Raw genomic sequence first — 20,835 nt, forward strand, 5'->3', positions numbered from 1 at the left:
GTTCCGCGAACGAGTGCGCAAAGTGTCGTCCCGCCGATCAAGACAGGTCAATACGATCCCGGTGGGAATCTCACCGCCGTCCCGGCTAATTGCGTTGCCGCCCGTCCAGCCCGCCCGCATGCTTGACCCCGTGACCAGGCCCGATCGCGACGGGCCACCACCGGGCACTCGGACCGCCCGGCACCGCGGCGGCGCGGGGCACGCCTCTCTCTCCGTACGGCAACCGCCGTACCCACAAATGCCCCGCGCCGCCCCCTCCGCTCCCGGGTGCGGGGGGTGGGTCAGGTTAGTAGGAGGCCGGTTACCCAGAGGGCGCCGATGGTCAGGCCGGCCAGGAATTCCACCAGCATGGACAGGCCAGCCGCCTTGAGCGCCTGCACGGTGGACGGCCAGGCGAGCCGGTTGCTGCCCAGCCGCAGCCGCTCCGCGGCCCACACTCCCGCGACGAAGCCCAGCAGCAGACCGACCACGGGGATCACGAAGAACCCCACCAGGCCGAGCGCGCCCCCGGCCAGCAGGGACCACGTCGGCACGCCTGTGCGTTTGAGGTTCCTCCCCGGCCACAGGTACTTCACGACGATGCCTCCGACAGCGACCAGTGTCGCGGCGGCGAACACAGCCCAGCCACCCGGGCCGGCACCACCGAAGATCGCCCAGACCAGTACCCCACCCCAGCACAGCGGCAGCGCCGGCAGGCCGGGCACCACCACGCCAGCCAGCCCGGCCAGGATGGCCAGCGCGGCCACCACTGTCACCACCGTCTGCGAGTCGTTCAGGCTCACACCGTCGCCTTCCGTCGCCACCATCGGGACCGGCCCGATCCACCGCTCACGCCGTCGCCCGCCGCAGCCGGGCGGTGATCTCCTCGGCCGGCGACGGTGCGCCGAAGTACCGCCCCTGCCCGGTGTCGCAGCGCAGCGCTCGCAGCCGCTCGGCCTGCACCGGGGTCTCCACCGCCTCGGCGGTGACCCACAGCTCCAGCGCGTGCGCCAACCGGACCAACGCGTCGACGATCCGCTCGTCGCGGTGGTCCGCCACCGCGTCCGTCCCGTCGGCGCGGATGCCCTCGACGAACGGGCCGGCCAGCTTCAGGCAGTGGATCGGCAGCCGCCGCAGGTACGCGAGGTTGGAGTACCCGGTGCCGAAGTCGTCGACCGCCAGCCGGACGCCCAGCGCCGCGAGTCGGTGCAGGCTGCGCAGCGGCTCGCCGGCGCTACCCATCACGGCGCTCTCGGTCAACTCCAGTTGCAACAGCTCCGCCGGCAGGCCGCTGGTGGCCAACGCGTCCGCCACCGTGGCGACGATCGCCGGGTCGTCGGCCTGCCGGGCGGCCAGGTTGACGCTGACCACCAGCCGGGCCTCGGGGAACTCCCGCCGCCAGCGTTCGGCGTCGTGGCAGGCCCGCCGCAGCACCCACTCGCCGAGCCGGACGATCAGGCCGGTCTCCTCGGCGAGGCCGATGAACCGGTCCGGGCCGATCAGGCCCAGCTCCGGGTGCTCCCAGCGGACCAGCGCCTCCACCGCGAGCATCGTGCCCTCCAGCAGCGACACGATCGGCTGGTAGTGCAGCACGAACTCGCCCCGGTCCAGCGCGGCCGGCAGCCCGGCGACCAGGGCCGACCGGGCGAGGTCGCGGGCGCTGCGCTCCGGGTCGTACACCGCCCACCGGCCGCGGCCGGCCGCCTTGGCCCAGTAGAGCGTCGTGTCGGCGGCCTTCATCAGCTCCGAGGCGGTGGTCTCCGCAGCCGGGCAGTCCACGATGCCCACGCTGGCGGAGACCGCCAACTGCTGGTCGCCGAGATGCACCGGGGCGGCGACGGCGGCAAGCGCGGACTCCGCCACGGCCACCGCGTCATCGACGTCGTCGCCGCCGTCGACCAGGATGACGAACTCGTCGCCGCCCATCCGGGCGACCAGGTGGCCGTGGTCGGCCACGCACTCGGCGAGCCGCCGGCCGATCGCCACCAACAGCCGGTCGCCGAGGTCGTGGCCGAGGCTGTCGTTGATCGCCTTGAAGCCGTCCAGGTCGAGGAAGCACACCCCGACCCGTTGACCGGGCCCGGCGGTGTCGAAGACCCGGCCCAGCGTCTCGAAGAACAGGGTCCGGTTGGGCAGCCCGGTCAGCGGGTCGTGCAGCGCCTGGAAACGCAGCCGCTGCTGGAGTTCGTACCGCTCGGTGATGTCCTCGATCATGGCGACGGTGAACCGGGGTCGCCCGTCGTCGTACCGGATCAACGAGACGGCCAGGTCCGTCCAGACGACGCTGCCGTCCTTGCGGTGGTAGCGCTTCTCCACCCGGACCGAGTCCTGCTTGCCCTCGATCAGCTCCTGGTACAGCTCCCACATGCCGGCGGCGTCGTCGGCGTGGAACAGCTGCGCCACGTTCATCTCGCACAGCTCTTCGATCGAGTAGCCGAGCATGTCGGCGAACGCCGTGTTGACGTCGATGATCTGGCCATCCACCCCGGCGATGCCGATCCCGATCGCCGCGCCGGTGAAGACCGCCCGGAACCGCGCCTCACTGTCCCGCAGCGCCTGCTCGACCTCGTCGCGGGCCTGCCAGGCCGAGCGGGCGATGCGCTCCTGCTGGGTGAAGGTGCGGTCGCGCAGCGCGCGGGCGAACCCGGCGGCCAACCCGCCCTGCACCGCCGCGATCCGCTCGCCCAGGTCGGCCGGCCGGTCGCCGGACGCCAGGACCCGATCGGGGAAGTCGTCGCCGAGCGCGCGCAGCGACCACTCCAACGCCCGCGGCTCGGTCAGGTGCGCCTCCACCAGCGCCCGCCCGACCTCCTCGGCGGGACGGGTGCTGAACGGCTCGGCCCGCACCACCTGGGCCAGCCGGACGGTGTGCAGCAGCAGCAGCCGCTCGGTCTCGGCCGCGCTGAGCGGCACGAAACCGATGCGGCGTACGGCGCGGGCCCAGTCGGCGGCGTAGCCCTGGGCGCCGCCCCGGCCGACGTCGACCCCGGTGGGGTCCGGGACGGCGGCCACTGCGATCAGCCGGCGGGCTGGTCGTACCGGGCCGCGCCCCCGAAGGCGCCGAACCGCTCCGGGTGCTCATCCACGTCGGCCGGCGAGTCGGGACGCCACAGTGGCATGTGCACCACGCCCGGTTCGAGCACCGTCCAGTCGCCGAAGAAGCCGGTGACCTGCGCGCGGGAGCGCAGGGTGATCTCGGTGGCCGTCCGGGCGGAGAGGCGCTGGGCGTCCAGCATCTCCTGCGGCTGGTCCTCGAAGGTCGAGTGCGAGATGACCAGGAAGCTGCCGGGCGCGGCGGCGGCCCGCAGGGTGGACAGGATCTCCTCGGGACCGTCGGCGTCCGGGATGAAGTGCACCACCCCGGCCAGCAGGATGCCCATCGGTCGACTGAAGTCGATCAGCCCGAGCCGCCGGGTCTCGGCAAGGATGCGCTCCGGCTCGCGCAGGTCGGCGTGGATCACCCCGGTCAGGTCATTGCCGGCGAGCAGCTCACGGCTGTGCGCGACGGCGACCGGGTCGATGTCGACGTAGACCACCCGGGCCTTGGGGTTGGCCGCCTGGGCCACCTCGTGCACGTTGCCCACTGTCGGAATGCCGGAGCCGATGTCGAGGAACTGGTCGATGCCGGCGTCGAGCAGCACCCGGACGGCTCGGCGCAGGAACTCCCGACCGGAGCGCATGGTGGCGGCGAGATTCGGGGTCATGCTGGCGATCTGCTCGGCCAACTGCCGGTCGACCTCGAAGTTGTGCGCCCCGCCCAGGAAATAGTCGTACACCCGGGCCGCGCTCGGCCTGGTCAGGTCAATCTCGGTCGGCAGTGCGTCCGGCATCAGTGTGCTCCCCAGTTCGTCGCCGCGGCGCGAGGCGGCACCGGCGTCGACGAGCGCGCGCGACCGCCGGCCGACCCCGCGGGTCGTGTGGTGTGGACCACTCTAGGCCGACAACTCCCACGTACGGCAGATCCCTTCACGTAACTTTCCGCGCTCAGGCGGCCGACTCCAGCAGCAGCGAGATGCCCTGCCCGACGCCGATGCACATGGTGGCGAGGGCCCGGCGGCCGCCGCGATGGCGCAGCTCCAGGGCGGCGGTCAGCGCCAGCCGCGCGCCGCTGGCGCCCAGCGGATGCCCGAGCGCGATCGCGCCACCGTTCGGGTTGACGTGCTCGGCGTCGACCGGCAACCCCAACTCGCGCAGCACCGCCACGGACTGCGCGGCGAACGCCTCGTTCAACTCGATGACGTCCACCGCGCCCAGCTCCACGCCGACCCGGTCGAGCAGCTTGCGGGTGGCCGGCACCGGGCCGATTCCCATGATCCGCGGCGGTACGCCTGCCGTCGCCGCGCCAGCGATGCTGGCCAGCGGGGTGAGGCCGTACCGCTGCACCGCCGCTTCACTGGCCACCAGCAGCGCGACCGCGCCGTCGTTGACGCCCGAGGAGTTGCCGGCGGTCACCGTGCCGCCGTCGCGGAACGGGGTGGGCAGCGCGGCCAGCTTCTCCAGCGACGTCTCCCGGGGGTGCTCGTCGACCTCGACCAGTCGGGTCTCCCGGCGACCGGCCGGCACGGACACTGGCACGATCTCCTCGGCGAACCGGCCGTCGGCCTGCGCCTTGGCGGCGCGCTGCTGCGAGCGGTACGCGAAGGCGTCCTGCTCGGCCCGGTCGACGCCGTACTCGGCGGCCACGTTCTCCGCCGTCTCCGGCATCGAGTCGACCCCCCAGCCGTCACGCATCAGCGGGTTGACCAGCCGCCAGCCCAGGGTCGTGTCATACATCTCGGCCGAGCGGGAGTACGCCGAGGTCGCCTTCGGCACGACGAACGGCGCCCGGCTCATGCTCTCCACCCCACCGGCGACCACCAGGTCCGCCTCGCCGGCCACGATGGACCGGGCGGCGATGGCGAGGGCGTCCAGACCGGAGCCGCAGAGCCGGTTGACGGTGCTGCCCGGCACCTCCTCGGGCAGGCCGGCGAGCAGCGCCGCCATGCGGGCCACGTTGCGGTTGTCCTCGCCGGCCTGGTTGGCGCAGCCGAGCACGACGTCGTCGACGCGGGCCCAGTCCACCGACGGGTGCCGGGCGACCAGCTCGCGGATCACGTGTGCGGCCAGGTCGTCGGGGCGGACGCCGGCCAGCGCGCCGGCGTACCGGCCGATGGGGGTACGGACACCGGCCACCAGGTATGCCACGGTCATCGCGAGTCCTTCGGGGGTGGGAAGGGCGGGGGTGCGGGCGTCCACCGGGTCGCGGGGGACTCCCCAGCCGCCAGGATATCCACGCTCCCAGCGGATAGGTTGGCGGCATGGCCCGGGCCCAGTTCAGCGCAGAGACCAGCCGTGGTGGCGCTTTCGTCCGCCAGCCCAACCGCTTCACCGGTCGGGTCACCCCCCACTCGACCTCCCCGCCGGGTGGCGGCCCGGACGAGCAGGACCGCTGGCCACTGGAGGCCGGCCGGTACCGGCTGATCTGGTGCCGCGCGTGCCCGTGGGCGCACCGGGCGAGGATCGTGCGCGGCCTGCTCGGGCTGGACGACGCGATCTCGCTGGGCACCGTCGACCCGATCCGGGACGAGCGGGGCTGGGCGTTCGCCCTCGACCCGGACGGCTTCGACCCGGTCCTCGGTGTCAGCTTCCTCTCCGAGGCGTACCTGGCCACCGACGAGGACTACACCGGCCGGGTGACCGTGCCGGCGCTTGTCGACACGCTGACCGGCCGGGTGGTCACCAACGACTACCCGCAGCTCACCCTCGACTTCTCCACCGAGTGGCGGTCGCTGCACGCCCCCGACGCCCCGGACCTGTACCCGGTCGCGCTGCGCCCGGAGATGGACGCGCTGATGGCCGAGATCCACCACGACGTCAACAACGGCGTCTACCGGTGCGGGTTCGCCACCTCGCAGGAGGCGTACGACGAGGCGTTCCGGGCGCTCTTCGCCCGACTGGACGCGCTGTCCGAACGCCTGGCCGGGCAGCGCTACCTGATGGGAGACGCGATCACCGAGGCCGACGTGCGGCTGTTCACCACGCTGGTGCGCTTCGACGCCGCGTACCACGGGCACTTCAAGTGCAACCGCAGCAAGCTGACCGAGATGCCGGTGCTCTGGGCGTACGCCCGGGACCTGTTCCAGACCCCGGGCTTCGGCGAGACGGTGGACTTCGACCACATCAAGCGGCACTACTACGGCACCCACCGGGAGATCAACCCGACCGGCATCGTGCCGCTGGGGCCCGACGAGTCCGGTTGGACGACGCCGCACGGGCGTGGCTGAGCCGGGGCGGGCCGGCACCGCGACGGCACCCGCCGCCCGCGGGGACGTCGCCCGCCGGGTCGCCGGGTCCGCCGCCGCCGGCTGCGCGGTAGCCGGCGCGGTCGCGGTGACGGTCGCGGTCGTCGCCGGTCCCGGTCCCGGTCTCACCGGGTACGTGAGCGAGGCGGGCATCGCTGGCAGCGCGCACGCCGTGACGTACCGGATCGGGGTCCTCGCCCTGGCCGGCGCGTTGCTGCTGATCGCCGCGGCGCTGCCTCCCGGGGTGCGGGTGGCGCCGGCGCTGCTCGCCACCGGCGCGGTGCTCACCGCGGTGTCCGGGGCGGTGACCTGCTCCGCCGGCTGCCCACTGCCGCCGTTCGAGCGGACCACGGTGGCCGACCTGGTGCACGGGGGCGCGAGCATCGCGGCGACGGCGGCGGTGGTCCTCGCCATGGTCGCGCTGGCCGTGTCCGGGCCGGCCGGGCCGGTGGTCCGCCGGTTGGCGGCCGGCACGGCCGTGCTCGCCCTGCCGCTGTGCGCGACGGTCGGCCTGGCCATGCTCGTGGTCGGCCGGGGCGCCCTGGTCGGCGTGGTGGAGCGGCTGGTTCTCGGGCTCGCGGTGCTGTGGGGCGTGGCCACCGGCACGGCCCTGGCCCTGGCCCGCCGCGAGCGGGGCTTGTAAGGAGCGTCACGGCCACCGTTCCTTGCAGATCGCGCTGATCGGCGTACTGTCGGCGAGCGATGACCAATGTCTGGGGCCTCACTGTTCGCCTGTATGTCGATCTCCGACTGCAGGCCAGCGGCATCTGTCCGGCGTAGCCGCCCTCCTCGCGCCTACCCCGACCAGAACAGACAATTGGACACTTCATGCCCTTCGGCCTGCGCAAAATTCCGTTCTCCGTGCAGATCCTTCTCGGCCTCGTGCTCGGCGTCGCGCTCGGCTTCCTGGCCCGCAGCAACGACCTGAGCTGGCTGACCAGCACCCTGCACACCGTCGGCAGCCTCTTCATCCAGCTCCTCAAGCTGGCCGTGCCGCCGCTGGTCTTCACCGCCATCGTGGTCAGCGTGGTCAGCCTGCGCGGCGTGGCCAACGCCGCCCGGCTCGCGCTGAAGACCCTGATGTGGTTCGGCATCACCGCACTGATCGCGGTGAGCATCGGCATCGGCCTCGGCCTGCTCGTCAACCCGGGCCGCGGCGTGAGCCTCGACCTGGGTGGCGCGACCCCGCCCAAGAACACCGGCTCCTGGACGGACTTCCTCACCGGCATCGTGCCCACCAACCCGGTCGGCGCGTTCGTCGAGGGCAACGTCCTCCAGATCGTCTTCCTCGCCCTCGTGGTGGGTGCCGCGGCCCTGCTGGTCGGCGACGCCGCCGAGCCCTTCGTGGCGCTGAACCGCTCGCTGCTGGAAATCGTGCAGAAGGCCCTGTGGTGGGTCATCCGACTCGCCCCGATCGGCACCCTCGGCCTGATCGGCAACGCCGTCGCCTCGTACGGCTGGGACCTGCTGGCACCCCTCGCGAAGTTCACCACCGCCGTCTACGTCGGCTGCGCCATCGTGCTGTTCGTGGTCTACCCGCTGGTGCTGATCCTCGCCGGCCGGCTCAACCCGCTGCGCTTCTTCGCCGGCGCCTGGCCCGCGATCGAGCTGGCCTTCGTGTCCCGCTCGTCGGTGGGCACCATGCCGGTGACCCAGCGCTCCGTCGAGCGGCTCGGCGTCCCGCGCGAGTACGCCTCGTTCGCGGTGCCGTTCGGCGCCACCACGAAGATGGACGGCTGCGCCGCGATCTACCCGGCCCTCGCCGCGATCTTCGTGGCGCAGGTGTTCGGCGTGCACCTCGGCGTCACCGACTACCTGCTCATCGCGTTCGTCTCGGTGGTCGGCTCGGCGGCCACCGCCGGCCTGACCGGGGCGATCGTGATGCTCACCCTCACCCTGAGCACGCTGGGTCTGCCGCTGGCCGGCGCCGGCCTGCTGCTGGCCATCGACCCGATCCTGGACATGATCCGTACCGCCACCAACGTGGCCGGGCAGGCGCTCGTGCCGACCGTGGTCGCTGCCCGTGAGGGCACCCTCGACCGGGCCGCGTACGAGTCCGCGGGCCGCCGGGATCTCGTCGACCCGGAGCCGGTCGCCGACACCCGGCCCGAGCTCAGCCCCGTCCCTGCCTGACAAGTCACTGCACGACGACGGGCCCCTCTACCCGGGGCCCGTCGCCGTTTCGGAGAGGATGACCTGATGAGTTCCCTGTTCACTCCCCTGGCCCTGCGCGGGGTCACCCTGCCCAACCGGATCGCCATGGCGCCGATGTGCCAGTACTCGGCCGGCCCGGACGGCCTGCCCACCGACTGGCACCTCATCCACCTCGGCAGCCGCGCGGTCGGCGGGGCCGGGCTGGTGCTGACCGAGGCGACCGCCGTACTCCCCGAGGGTCGGATCACCCCGCAGGACACCGGGTTGTGGTCCGACGCGCACGTGGACGCCTGGCGACCGATCACCGAGTTCGTCGCCGCCCACGGTGCGGTGCCGGCCGTCCAGCTCGCGCACGCCGGTTTCAAGGCCTCCACCTACCGGCCGTGGGCGCCGGAGCGCGGCGGAGTGCCGGACGCCGAGGGCGGCTGGACGCCCGTCGCCCCCGGGTCCGAGCCGTTCACGCCCGGCTACCGGACGCCGACCGCCCTCGACGCGGCGGGCATCGCCAGGGTGGTCGAGGCGTTCGCCGCAGGCGCCGAGCGGGCCCTCGCCGCCGGCTTCGCCGCCGTGGAGATCCACGCCGCGCACGGTTACCTGCTCAACGAGTTCCTGTCGCCGCTGACCAACCACCGCACCGACGCGTACGGCGGCGATCGGGCCGCCCGGATGCGGCTCACCCTGGAGGTCGCCCGCGCCGTGCGCGCCGCGGTCGGCGAGAGCGTGCCGGTGCTCACCCGGATCTCCGCCACCGACTGGGTCGAGGGCGGCTGGACCGTCGAGGACAGCGTGGTGCTCGCCGGTGAGCTGGCCGGCGTCGGCGTCGACCTGGTCGACGCCTCCTCCGGCGGCGTCAGCCCGGACCAGCGCATCCCGCTCGGCCCCGGCTACCAGGTGCCGCTGGCCGCCCAGATTCGCCGCGAGGCGGGCGTGCCGACCGGCGCGGTCGGCCTGATCGTCGAGCCGGAGCACGCCGAGGAGATCGTCGCCAACGGCGAGGCCGACCTGGTGCTGCTCGGCCGGGAACTGCTGCGCGACCCGTACTGGCCGCGCCGCGCCGCCGCGAAGCTCGGCGTCGCGTACAGCGGACCCGCCCAGTACGCCCGCGCCTGAGGATTTCCGCCGGGGGGGGGGGGGGGGGGGGGGGGGGGGGGCGGCCGCGGCGCCCCGCCGGCCCCCCCCCCCCCCGCGCCCCGCCCCCCCCCCCCCCCCCCCGGGGGGGGCGGGGGGGGGGGGGGGGGGGCGGGGGCCCCCCCCCCCCCCGACCGTCAGCCGGCCAGGTGCGACCAGTCGCCCTCCAGCTCCCGCCAGGTGCCCTGCGCCGCCACCGCCCCGGTGTGCAACACCACCACGTGGTCGGCGCGGACCAGCGCGGCACGCTTCGCGGTCGATCCGACCACGGTCACCCCGTGCGCCCGCAGCGCCCGCCACAGCGCCAGCTCGGTGGTGACGTCCAGCGCCGACGACACGTCGTCGGCGACCAGCAGTTCGGTACGCGGTGCCAGCGCCCGCGCCAGCGCCAGCCGCTGTAGCTGGCCGCCGGAGAGCCGGGTGCCCTTGTGCCCGATGAGCAGACCCAGCCCACCGCCGGCGGCGGCCAGGTCGTGGTCGAGCTGGGCGGTGCTGACCGCGCCGGCCGCGTCCACCTGGTGGCCGAGCGCGATGTTGTCGGCCACCGTGCCGGAGAGCACCCGGGGCAACTGGCCGACGTAGCCGACCTGGTTGGGGCGCAGGAACAGCTCGGGCTCGGTGACCGGGTCGCCGTTCCACGACAGCTCGCCGGTGTGGTGCACGATGCCGGCCAGCGCCCGCAGCAGCGAGGATTTGCCCGACCCGACCGGCCCCACGACCAGCACCAACTGCCCGCGCTGCACCGTCAGGTCCACGTCCCGGACGGCGACCGTGCCGTCGGAGTGCACCACCGAGAAGCGGCGCAGCTCCAACCGGCACAGCGGGTGCCGGGGCGGCGACGTCGGCGCGGGCGCGGTCCCGGCGGCCAGGTCGACCGCCGGCACCGCCGCCGTGTACGCGCCCACGCCAGTCATCGCCACCGTCCGGCGGGTCCACACCCGCGCCGACGGCAGCTGGGAGATCAACGACGCGGTGGTCCAGGCGAACCACCGGGCCGCGCCCAGCGTGGAGACCGCCACCAGCACCGCGCCGGCCGACAGCTCGCCGCCCAGGTAGAGGGCCCACGCGCCGATCGGCAGCAGGCCACTGGCCACCGACGGCGTCGACCGCGACCACACCTGCACGGAGATCTCCCGTCGCTGCCGGTCACTGCGCAGCGCGTCCAGGACGGCGAGGTGACGCAGCACCGCCGCCGTGGCGCCGGCGAGCTTCACCGTCCGCGCCGCGGAGAGCGCCGAGACCAGGGCGGTGGCGAACGCCGCCCGCGCCGTCACGGTCGCCCGGGCGGCACGCTCCAGCTTCGGACCGAACAGCGTCGCGGCCAGCCCGGAGACGACCATCGTGCCGAGGAAGAACAGCCCCGGTACGACGCTGCCGGTGACCGCCGTCATGGCGACCACCAGGACCAGCGCGACGGACTGGTCGAGCACGTTGTCGGCGAGTTGCACCACGCGCTCGGTGTCACCGCCCTGCGCCACGACCTCGGCCGGGGTGTGCGAGCTGACCCGGCGCGGGCCGGTCTGGCCGTGCACCAGACGCAGGCCGATCCGCAGCATCTGCCGCACCCACCAGTGGGGGAACCAGACGTGGGTGTAGTACGGCAGCGGCAGGGTGACCAGCAGCCCGGCCACGATGCCCAGCGCCGGCAGGTACGGGTTGCCGGTCCCGTCGACCAGGTCGGCCCAGAGCCACGGCAGCAGCGGGCCGTCCAGCCCGAGCAGGCTGAGCCCGAGGAACAGCGCGATCGCCGCCGCGCCGTACCGGGGGTCGTTGGTGCAGAGCCGGATGATCTCCCGGAACGTGCGGGCCGGCGGGGTCGGTGGCAACGGCGGCGGCTCGGCCCGCACCGCCGGGCCCGGCTCACCCGTCACGGCCGGTCCGACCGGACCAGCGCCCGGTCGGGTGCCGGCGGTCTCGGAGCCGGTCAACAGGTCGGCGCTGGCGGTCTGCGAACCGGTCAACAGGTCGGTGCTGGCGGTCTGCGGGCCGGTCAGCAGGTCGGTGCCGCCGCCGGACCGGAACGCCGACGCCCCGCCGGCGTACACGGCGGCGTGACTGGTCGCCAGCAGCTCGGCGAAGCGCGTCGACGTCTCCAGGGGGCCGGCCTCGACCACCGCGCCGTCGGCCAGCACCACCACCTCGTCGCAGCGACGCACCGAGGAGAGCCGGTGGGCGATGACGATGCCGATCCGGTCGCGCAGCAGCCGTTCGGTGGCCCGCTGCACCCGCGCCTCGGTCACCGGGTCCAGCCGCGCGGTGGCCTCGTCCAGGATCACCACGTGCGGATCGCGCACCAGGATCCGGGCGAACGCCACCAACTGCTCCTGGCCGGCGGAGAGCACGTGCCCGCCCTCCCCCAGCCGGGTCGCGAGCCCGTCGGGCAGCTCGGCGATCCAGCCGGCCAGGCCCAGCTCGTCCAACGCCCGGGCGGCGGCGTCGAGCAGCTCCGGGTCGTAGAGCGCGACGTTCTCGGCGAGCGTGCCGGCCAGGATCTCGGTGCGCTGCGGCACCAGCGCCACCCAGCGGCGCAGCTCTTCGACGTCGAGGTCACACAGGTCGGTGCCGCCGAGGAACACGGTGCCCGACGGCACGTCCACGGCCCTGGTGAGCACCTTCGCCAGGGTCGACTTACCCGACCCGGTCCGCCCGATCAGGGCGTACGACCGGCCGCGCGCGAAGGTCAGGCTGAGCCCGCGCAGGGCCGGACCCCGCCCGCTCTCCGGGCCGCTCACCTCGTATCCGAACGTCAGGTCCCGGATGCGCAGGTCACCCTCGGCCGGACTGGCCCCGCCGACCGGCTCCTGCCGGGCCTTCTGGAGCAACTGCACCCGGGCCCACGCGCCGAGGGCCTCCTGTAGCTCGGGCACCATCCGGCTGACGTGTTCGGCGGTGGCCCCGAAGGCCAGGGCGAGCAGCCAGATCGCGGTGAGCCGGGCGGCGTCGACCCGGTCGGTGGCCAGGGCCCAGGCGCCGCCGAGCACCACCACGCCGACGCCGGCCCGGATCGTCGCGGTGGCGACCGTCGCCACCCGGGCGGACAGCACCCAGACCCGGTGGCCGCGGGACAGCACGGCGGCGGCCCGCCGGGCGTACAGCCGCAGCACGTACGGCTGGGCCAGGCTGGTCCGCACGTCGTCCTGACCGTGCACCGCCTCCTCCATCACGGCGGCCAGGTCCGACCAGGCCTCCTCCTCGACCATCCGAGCGGGGCCGATCCGCGCCGTGGGCCGGCGCAGCCCCACCCCCAGCAGCACCGTGAGCAGCAGCATCGCTATCCCGGCCGGCCACCACACGGCCAGCGCCACCACCATCGACAGCAGGCCGACGCAGAGCCCCTGGGCGAGGCGCGAGCCCTGGTTACGTACCGCCGACGCCACCTGGTAGACGTCCCCGTCGATGCGGTCGAGCAGCTCGCCCACCGGCGTGGTCTCGAGGCTCGGCAGGTCCTGCCCGAGCGCGACCCGGCAGAGCCGCCGACGGACGTCCGCGGACCAGTCGGCGGTGAGCCCGGCCATCAACAGGCTCACCACGAGATCGCTGAGCACCACGGCGGCCAGCGCCGCGGCCAGGACCGCGAAGGAGCTCGTCGACCGGTGTACCAGCACCGCGCCGGCGAGCGCCGACGCGCCCGCCTGACCGGCGCCGCCGAGCACGATCAGGACGGCCACGAGCGTCAGACGGCGCGGCGAGGTGCCCCACAGATCACGGAGCAGGCGCATCGGAGTTCCTCCGGACGTGGGTGGCGGAACACCCAGCGTGCCGGCAGCAGCCCCGTCGACTCAACCGATTTACCCGCCCTGAGCAGGACTTGCGGTCAGGTCTGAGCGACCCGGCGCACGATGCCGAGCAGCGCCTCCTGCACGTCGGCGATGGGCCGGTCGGGCTGGAACACCAGCCAGTCCACGGCCACCACCAGGCCCACCCCGAACAGCGCCGAGGAGGCGGTGGGCACGTCCAGATCGGCCGGCAGGTCCCCGCTGTCCACCCCGGCCCGCACGGTCTCGGCGATCACCGCGATCGCCTCGCCGCGCAACAGCCGCAACGTCTGCTGCCACTCCCGGTTGGTCCGCCACATCTCCGACAGCAGCAGTTGGGCGAAGGCCCGGTACCGGCGGATGTACTCCAGTTCGGCGCGGACCAGGGCCGCCAGCGCGGCGCGCGGCGGCTGCCCGGCGACCGCCGCCCGGAACTCGGCGGTGAGCAGGCCGATGCCGTGGCGCAACAACTCCTCGAAGAGCACCGTCTTGGACTCGAAGTTGTAGTAGACCGTGCCCTTCGCGACACCGGCCCGGGCCGCGATGTCGTCCACCGTGGTCGCGGAGAAACCGCGCTCGGCGATGAGGTCCACCGCGGCGACGAAGAGCCGCTGACGCGTGTCCTCCCGCCGCCTCGACCGTCCGTCCGTCACCGGCCCATCCTCACATGGTCAGCTCGGGGTGCAGCTTCGCCGGGGTGAGCCGGCGTGAGCGACGGGCCGCGCCGGTGGTCAGGGCCAGCGCCGCCACCGCGAAGCCGAGCAGCACGAGCGCCGCCGTCACCACCGGGCTGGCCGGGCCGCCGTTGATGGTGTGCCGCAGCCCCGCCACCACGTAGCTCATCGGCAACCAGGGGTGGATCGCCTGGAAGAAGCCGGGCGAGGTCTGGACCGGGTAGGTGCCGCCCGAGGACGTGAGCTGGAGCATCAGCAGGGCCAGCGCGGCGAGCCGCCCGGCGGGGCCGAGCTGGGCGCCCAGCCACTGCATGATCGCGGTGAAGGCGAGCGAGACCAGCGCCAGCAGACCCAGCGTCGCGGCGGGGTGCACCGGGTCCAGCCCCAACACCAGTGTCACCACGGTGAAGAGCACACCGGCCTGGGCCAGCCCGACCGCCGCGGCGGGCAGAAAACCGGCCAGCGCGACCCGCCAGGCGGGTGCGCCGGACATGACGTGCCGCCGGTTGACCGGCCGCAGCAGCATGTACGTGATCATCGCGCCGACCCAGAGCGCCAGACCGAGGAAGTACGGCGCGAAGCCGACCCCGTACGAGCCGGCCGGGTGGCGGGCCGAGCGGTCCAGTGACACCGGATCGCCGAGGACGCCGGAGCGGGCGTCCGCGTCGTCGTACCCCGGAATCTTCTTCTCGCCGTCGGCCAGGCCGTCGGCGAGGTCGCCGGCCCCGCCGCCCAGCCGGGTCAGCCCGGAGGCCAACTCGCCGGCGCCGCTCTCCAGCCGGATCAGGCCGTCGGCGAGCCGGTCGCCGCCGGCGCTGAGCCGGTCGAGCCCGCCGTCCAGCTCGCGGGCCCCGGTGGCCAGGCGGAACAGCCCGCCGCGCAGCTGATCGGCCCCGGTCGCCGCGTCGCCGAGACCGTCGCGCAGCTCGGCGCTGCCGTCGGCGAGGGTGCCCAGCCCGGCCGCCAGCTCGTCGACCTTGCCACGTGCGGCGGCCACGTCGTCGGCCAGGTGCGGCGCCGCGGCGGCGATCTGCCGCGCCGTGGCGGCCACCGCGCTCATCCGCTCGCGCAGCGCGGTCAGGTCGGCCTGATCGAGACCATCGACGACCGCCCGCGCCGCCTCGACTCCGGCCACCGCGGCCGCCCTTGCGGCGACGACGTCCGGATCGTCGGCCAACTCCGGGTGCGCGGCAACCAGGGCGTCGAGCCGATCGCGCACCACCTGGGCCTGGGCCTGGGCCTTCTGCGCACGCTGCGGCAGAGCATCCAGGCCGTCGGCGAGCGCCTGCGCCCCGTCGGCGATGGCCGTCGCCGACCGCTCGATCCGCTCGGCGTTCTCCCGCAGGACCGGCTCGATCCTCGCGGCCGCACCGTCCACCCTGCTGGCCACCGCGCGGGTCGCCGTCGCGGCCCGCGCGGTGCCGTCGGCGAGCTGCGCGGCGCCGGTCCGCAGTTGATCCAGCCCGGTGGCCAACTCGTCGGCGCCCCGCGCGCTCGCGTCCAGGCCGGCGGAGAGCCGGCCCGCCCCGGCGGCGGAGCTGTCCAACCCGTCGGCGACCTGCCCGGCACCGTCGGCCGAGCTGTCCAACCCGTCGGCGATCCGACCCGCGCCCGCCTCGGAGCTGCCCAGCCCGTCGGCGAGCTGACCGGCGCCGTCGGCGGCCCGACCCGTCTCGGCCTTGGCATCGGTGAAGCCCACCAGCATCCGGGCGAAGTAACCGGACGCGGCGCTCTCCGCCGCAGCGGCCCGGATCTCGCTGAACGCCGAACGGGCGAGCAGACCCGACAGGTAGTTGGTGGCGTCGTCGTTGACCACCTTCAGCTCGCCCCGATGGGCCGGCTGGCCGGGCTCGGGGCTCGCGGCGAGCGTGGCCGAGAAGTCCGCCGGAATGGAGAACACCAGGTGGTACCGGCCGCTGCGCAACCCCGCGTCGGCGTCCTCGGCATCGGTGACCTGCCAGCCGAACACCCGGCGGTCGATCAGCTCGTCGGTCAGGTCCTGCCCGGCGTGCACCACCGACCCGTCGCTGGCCGTCGCCGGCCGGTCGGCGTTCACCAGGGCGACCGGAATCCGGTCCATCTTTCCGTACGGATCCCAGAAGGCGTAGAGGTAGAGCGCCCCGTACAGCAGCGGCACGACGGTCAGCACGGCCAGCGCGGCGCGCGGCAGCCGGCCCCGGGTCATCCGGCGCAACTCGAACCAGGCCAGTCGGACAACACTCATCGGTTCACCTCGGTGTCCTGGTCGGCAGCAGCGGTTACTCGTGGGCCCAGTCGGTGCACGATCGACGGCGAATGCGGTTCCACCTCGCGGGCGGTCACCACCACCGCGATGCCCCGGTCGGTCAGCCGACCGAGAAGGTCCCAGAGCAGGGCGCGGTCCGCGCCGTCCGTACCCGCGTCGATGTCGTCGGCGAGGATCAACCCCGGCCCCGCGAGAGTGGCGAGCACCAGCCCGAGTATCTGGCGCTGCACCGGGGTCAGGTCCCGTCCTCGGCTGGCCGGGTCGAGCGGGACGTCGGTACCCAGTCCGGCACCCGTGATCACCGCGGCGACCGCGTCCCGCCGGCCCTGCCTGGGCGACCCGCGCCGTCCAGTCGGTCGACCGCCCACCGTGCCGTACCCGAAAAACCCTCGACGGCCCGTCGACCGTCGGTCGGGCCCGCCTCCGCCTCCGGCTTGGCCTTCGACTTGGCCTTCGGCTTCGGCTTGGCCTCCGGCTTGGCCTTCGACTTCGACTTCGACTTCGACTTCGACTTCGTCTTCGGCTTCGGCTTCGGCTTCGGCGTCGGCAAGCTCGTCTGCCGGGAGCTCGTCTGCCGCACCGGGACGAAGGGCCGTCGGCCCGGCACGGTCAGCTCGCCGCCCGAGCAGCGACAGTCGTTCCGAGATGTGCTCGGCGACCGTCAACTCCGGGTCGGGCTCGTGCACCCCGGCCACCTGACCGAGCGCCGCGGCCGCACGGAGCTCCACCTGGCCTTCGCTCGTGGGGAAGCGGTTCGCCAGGGCGAGGAGCAGAGAGGTCCGTCCGCTACCGGGCGCCCCGACGATCGCGTGCAGCTCACCCGCGTTGACCGCAAGGTCGACATCCCGAAAAACCCACCCTCGAGAGGTACGGAGGCCAAGACCCCTCGCCTCGACCACCACGACGCCCACCCCGATCACTGTACTGACTGGTCAGTCTAAAAACATGACCCAGCATAGGCGTGGTCGTCGGGTTCGCGCCCGCCTGGGACGCGTGATCCCGGTCATCACGGGAGCGTGGATGCGTGCCACCGGGCCCGCTCCGCCGCTCCGGCTTGATCAACACGAGGTCGGCGATGTCGGGGTATCAACCCGCCCCGGACACCCCGACATCGGCGATCCCGAGTCGATCACCGCCCGGACGCACCCCGTCGACCGTGTCCATCGCGTCGAACGGGCGAGATGACCGTTCCCGGAGGCCGCCGTGGTGAGATGTCCGCTTCCGGGCGGCCGTCGGGGCGGGATGTCCGCTTCCCGGCGGCCGTCGGGGGTGAGATGTCCGCTTCCGGGCGGTGTCGGGGTGTGACCGGTCGCATCCGTGAGGCGGAATCGTGGCGGGCCGGGGGTCGTTACATACCCTGACGATCGCAGGACCACGGCCACCGTGCCCGCTCAACCGGCGGGGGAATGGCCGGCCGGGCCGGGTCGTTGCAGACCCCGGAACGACCGTGGGCTCGCCCCCGGGTCCGCTATTCGGCCCCGGTGAGGTCCCGGGAATGACCCCGGCCCGACGGTCGTTACACACGGTCCCGGCGCCACGAGCCCCACTCGCGGGCCGCCCCGGGAATCCCCCGGCCCGACGGTCGTTACACACCGTCCCGGCGCCACGAGCCCCCCGCTCGCAGGCCGCCGCGCCGCGAGCCCCGGCTCGCAGGCCGCCCCCAAACTTTCCCCCCTTTTTTGTGCAGCGCCCGACGAGGTGCTCACACCCGCGTCACCCACCCCCGTGTGGTGGCGTGTGGTGTTCCTACCCCTGAAGGAGCTACTCCCATGAACACGATCTTCCGTAAGAGCATGCTGTCCGTTGCTGGTCTCGCGTTCGCCGGCGGTGTCTTCGCCGGCCCGATCGCCGCCCACGCCAACCCCGCCACCGACGCCAAGCCCGTCGCGGCCGCCGTGCAGACGGCAGTGTCGAAGCCGCAGGGCAACCAGTCGCACATCAGCCTGAACGGCGAGCAGACCGCCAACGCCAAGGCGATCATCGCCGCCACGAAGAAGGCCGGCCTGCCCGAACGCGCCGCGGTCATCTCCATCGCGACGAGCCTGCAGGAGTCGAAGCTGGACAACCTCGGCCACCTCGGCGACATGAACGACCACGACTCGCTGGGTCTGTTCCAGCAGCGTCCGTCCAGTGGTTGGGGCACGCCGGAGCAGATCACCGACCCCGAGTACTCCACCACCGCGTTCCTCAAGGGCCTCAAGCAGGTCGACGGCTGGCAGGACATGCCGCTGACCCAGGCTGCGCAGACCGTGCAGGTCTCCGCGTACCCGGACGCCTACGCCCAGTGGGAGCAGCAGGCCACCGACCTGGTCACCCAGCACTGGAACAGCTGACCGCACGAACCAATGGCCGGCACCCCGAACCCGGGGTGCCGGCCATTGGCATGCCCAGCCCCGGCTCGGGTCAGAACAAGACGGTGGCGAGTGTGCCGACCGGTTGGAAGCCGCAGCGCTCGTACACCCGACGAGCCGGCAGGTTGAAGTCGTTGACGTACAGGCTGACCGTGGGGGCGACCCGGAGCAACGCGTCGCGTACGACGGCGGCCATCGCGGCGGCCGCGATGCCGCGGCCCCGCCACTCCGGTGCGACCCAGACGCCCTGGACCTGGGCGGTCCGTTTGGTCACCACGGCCAGCTCGGCCTTGAACACGACCTTGCCGTCGACGAACCGGGCGTACGCGCGGCCGGCGCGGACCAGGTCGTTGACCCTGCGGCGGTAGCTGCGGCCTGCGTCCTCGGCGAGCGGGGAGACACCGACCTCCTCGGTGTACATGGCGACCGCCGCCGGAAAGAGCCTGTCGACCTCGCCGGAGCGGACGCGGCGTACCTCTGGATCGGCCGGTACGGCCGGCAGTGTGTCGGTGGCCAGCAGCGGCTGGTTGGGCCGGACGTCGCGGGCCGGGCCCCACGTGTCGGAGAGCCGGTCCCAGAGGCCGAGGACGGCGTCGGCACGGCCGACGATGGAGGAGCAGAGCCGCTCCTCCCCCGCGAGCAGGTCGGCGAAGGCGGACACGGCGGCGTCGGTGGCGAGCACCGGCGTCAGGTTGCCACCGAGCCAGCACAGCGATTCGAGGTTGCGCCGGGCGCCGTACCCCAGGATCCGCCCTTCGGCGCGCCACCAGGAGAGCCCGCGCGCGGCGATGCGCTCCGCGACCTGCGCGCCCGCGAACGGGTCACGGTCGAGCAGGCGCTCGACCGCGCGGCGCTCCGATTCCCCCAGTTGCCGTACCGGCACCGTCAGCACGACTACCAGCCTGCCAGATCGACCCCCCGCCCCGCCGGCCGAGTGGCGAGCCCGCCGTCACACGGTCATCGGCTCGGCGACCGGGCTGGTCGGACGGGTCCGGCCGGCCCACCGGACGACCGGGGGCACCAGGGCACCGAGCAGGAGGAACAGCCCACCCAGCGCGAGCCATCCCGGTACGCCCCAACCGAGGGCGAGGCTGGTCACCACGACGGGCGCGAGCATCTTGCCCAGCTCGTAACCCATGCCGTACGTCCCCTGGTACTGCCCCTGCGCGTCGGCGGGCGCCAGCCCGAAGGAGATCCCCCATCCGGCGGCGGAGTGCCACAGCTCCCCGATCACGTGCGCCAGCGACCCGCAGCAGAGCAGGCCGATGGCGCCCGGTGTGGGCAGCGCGCCGCTGGCGGCGAACAGTACGCAGGCCAGGGCGATGACGACCCCCGCCCGGCGGGACGCGCGGGCGGCCCCCGGCAGGGTGACGGCGCTGCGTGCCGCGCGTACCTGCAGGAGCACCACCAGCGCGGTGTTGACAAGCGTCAACACCGAGATCATCCAGGCCGGTGCGGTGGTGTGCCCGGCGATCCACAACGGCAGAGCGAGAGTGAGCAGGCTGAAGTGCATGGACATCAGTCCGTCGAGCAGGGTGAAGGCGAGGAACGGGCGGTCCCGTAGGGCGACCAGCCGGGGTCCTCGCGTCGGGGCGGCGACGGGTGCGACGGTGGGCAGCCGGACGGAGATCGCCGCTGCGGCCAGCGACGCCGCCGCCGTGGTCAGGATCAGCGCGAGGTAGCCGGCGCGAGTGTCGGCCGCGATGGCGAAGCCGCCCAGGACGGCGCCGACGGAGATCCCGACGTTGGTGGTGGCCCGCAGGTAGGCGCGGGTGTGCACCCGCTGGTCGGCCGGGATCGCGCCGGCGATGAGCGCTCCCCGGGCGCCGCGGTCGACCGCGTCGGCGAGCGCCGTGGCGGCGCCGACCAGCAGGAAGGCGGGAAACGATCGGACGGCGATCAGGCCGGCGATCAGGACGCCGGCCGCGATCAGCCCGCCGACCTGTGCGCCGCGCGGCCCGACGCGATCGGCCAGGTAGCCGCTCGGTGCGCTGGCGAGCACGCCGACGAGCGCCGAGATGGTCAGCCCGACACCCACCTGGGTGGCCGAGAGGCCGACCGAGCGGGTGAGGAAGAGCGCGCTGGCGACCAGCCACAGGCCCCGCCCGACGGTCTTGATCAGGGTGCTGAGGGTGAGGATCCGGGCCGGACCGGGCGGTGGGAGCAGGCGCATGCCGGACACTTTAACAAGACGTACGTACGGTTTGCAGATAGGAGCTTGTCAGCGATGCATTGCCGATATATCGTTGATGCATCAGCGACAGTACG

General features: G+C 73.6%; 15 protein-coding genes. 5 read left to right on the plus strand and 10 right to left on the minus strand.

Translation table 11 applies throughout. The annotated features are described in order from the left end of the window. Positions 1 to 281: 281 nt before the first annotated feature. From ACFYPR_RS24990 to pcaF, 4 genes are all read right to left on the minus strand, one after another. Complete coding sequence (locus ACFYPR_RS24990) at positions 282 to 782, minus strand: DUF456 domain-containing protein (protein WP_354857609.1); 501 nt, start codon at positions 780 to 782, stop codon at positions 282 to 284. A 46-nt stretch (positions 783 to 828) separates the two neighbouring features. Next, positions 829 to 2,991 (minus strand): putative bifunctional diguanylate cyclase/phosphodiesterase, encoded by a 2,163-nt coding sequence (locus ACFYPR_RS24995; protein WP_387262719.1) that lies wholly within the window; start codon positions 2,989 to 2,991, stop codon positions 829 to 831. A gap of 5 nt (positions 2,992 to 2,996) precedes the next feature. Then, complete coding sequence (locus tag ACFYPR_RS25000; RefSeq protein WP_354857605.1) at positions 2,997 to 3,809, minus strand: SAM-dependent methyltransferase; 813 nt, start codon at positions 3,807 to 3,809, stop codon at positions 2,997 to 2,999. 154 nt (positions 3,810 to 3,963) lie between these two features. Then, positions 3,964 to 5,169: a 3-oxoadipyl-CoA thiolase gene (gene pcaF, locus ACFYPR_RS25005; RefSeq protein WP_387262721.1), complete on the minus strand. Its 1,206-nt coding sequence runs from the start codon at positions 5,167 to 5,169 to the stop codon at positions 3,964 to 3,966. A 107-nt stretch (positions 5,170 to 5,276) separates the two neighbouring features. On the opposite strand from pcaF, the gene ACFYPR_RS25010 reads away from it, so the two are divergent. From ACFYPR_RS25010 to ACFYPR_RS25025, 4 genes are all read left to right on the plus strand, one after another. Beyond that, the gene (locus tag ACFYPR_RS25010; protein ID WP_387262723.1) at positions 5,277 to 6,242 is read left to right on the plus strand and encodes a glutathione S-transferase family protein; all 966 of its coding nucleotides are present in this window, start codon (positions 5,277 to 5,279) and stop codon (positions 6,240 to 6,242) included. Beyond that, entirely contained in the window at positions 6,235 to 6,903 is a 669-nt protein-coding gene (locus tag ACFYPR_RS25015) for a DUF998 domain-containing protein (RefSeq protein ID WP_387262726.1), read from the plus strand. Before ACFYPR_RS25010 ends, ACFYPR_RS25015 begins: the two co-directional genes overlap by 8 nt. Before the next feature lie 197 nt (positions 6,904 to 7,100). Beyond that, on the plus strand, positions 7,101 to 8,393 hold the full coding sequence (locus ACFYPR_RS25020; RefSeq protein ID WP_354857680.1) for a dicarboxylate/amino acid:cation symporter: 1,293 nt from the start codon (positions 7,101 to 7,103) through the stop codon (positions 8,391 to 8,393). Positions 8,394 to 8,459: 66 nt separating this feature from the next. Continuing rightward, entirely contained in the window at positions 8,460 to 9,524 is a 1,065-nt protein-coding gene (locus ACFYPR_RS25025; RefSeq protein ID WP_387262729.1) for an NADH:flavin oxidoreductase/NADH oxidase, read from the plus strand. Positions 9,525 to 9,679: 155 nt separating this feature from the next. On the opposite strand, the gene ACFYPR_RS25030 is transcribed toward ACFYPR_RS25025, so the two are convergent. From ACFYPR_RS25030 to ACFYPR_RS25045, 4 genes are all read right to left on the minus strand, one after another. Beyond that, entirely contained in the window at positions 9,680 to 13,261 is a 3,582-nt protein-coding gene (locus ACFYPR_RS25030; RefSeq protein WP_387262732.1) for an ATP-binding cassette domain-containing protein, read from the minus strand. Between the two features lie 95 nt (positions 13,262 to 13,356). Then, a complete protein-coding gene (locus ACFYPR_RS25035; protein WP_354857591.1) occupies positions 13,357 to 13,950 on the minus strand; it encodes a TetR/AcrR family transcriptional regulator in 594 nt (197 codons plus the stop codon). Between the two features lie 10 nt (positions 13,951 to 13,960). Beyond that, on the minus strand, positions 13,961 to 16,195 hold the full coding sequence (locus tag ACFYPR_RS25040; RefSeq protein WP_387262734.1) for a YhgE/Pip family protein: 2,235 nt from the start codon (positions 16,193 to 16,195) through the stop codon (positions 13,961 to 13,963). After that, positions 16,192 to 17,127, minus strand: a complete 936-nt coding sequence (locus tag ACFYPR_RS25045; protein WP_387262736.1) for an ATP-binding cassette domain-containing protein — start codon at positions 17,125 to 17,127, stop codon at positions 16,192 to 16,194. Before ACFYPR_RS25045 ends, ACFYPR_RS25040 begins: the two co-directional genes overlap by 4 nt. 858 nt (positions 17,128 to 17,985) lie before the next feature. Between ACFYPR_RS25045 and ACFYPR_RS25050 the strand changes: the two genes are divergently transcribed. Further along, complete coding sequence (locus ACFYPR_RS25050) at positions 17,986 to 18,549, plus strand: hypothetical protein (RefSeq protein ID WP_387262739.1); 564 nt, start codon at positions 17,986 to 17,988, stop codon at positions 18,547 to 18,549. A 70-nt stretch (positions 18,550 to 18,619) separates the two neighbouring features. Here the strand turns inward: ACFYPR_RS25050 and ACFYPR_RS25055 are convergent, their stop codons facing one another. Both ACFYPR_RS25055 and ACFYPR_RS25060 read right to left on the minus strand, forming a co-directional pair. Then, positions 18,620 to 19,459: a GNAT family N-acetyltransferase gene (locus tag ACFYPR_RS25055; protein WP_354863316.1), complete on the minus strand. Its 840-nt coding sequence runs from the start codon at positions 19,457 to 19,459 to the stop codon at positions 18,620 to 18,622. Positions 19,460 to 19,516: 57 nt separating this feature from the next. After that, on the minus strand, positions 19,517 to 20,740 hold the full coding sequence (locus ACFYPR_RS25060; protein ID WP_387262742.1) for an MFS transporter: 1,224 nt from the start codon (positions 20,738 to 20,740) through the stop codon (positions 19,517 to 19,519). Between the last annotated feature and the right edge of the window lie 95 nt (positions 20,741 to 20,835).

It is taken from the genome of Micromonospora sp. NPDC005254 (assembly GCF_042872525.1).
Classification (GTDB): domain Bacteria; phylum Actinomycetota; class Actinomycetes; order Mycobacteriales; family Micromonosporaceae; genus Micromonospora.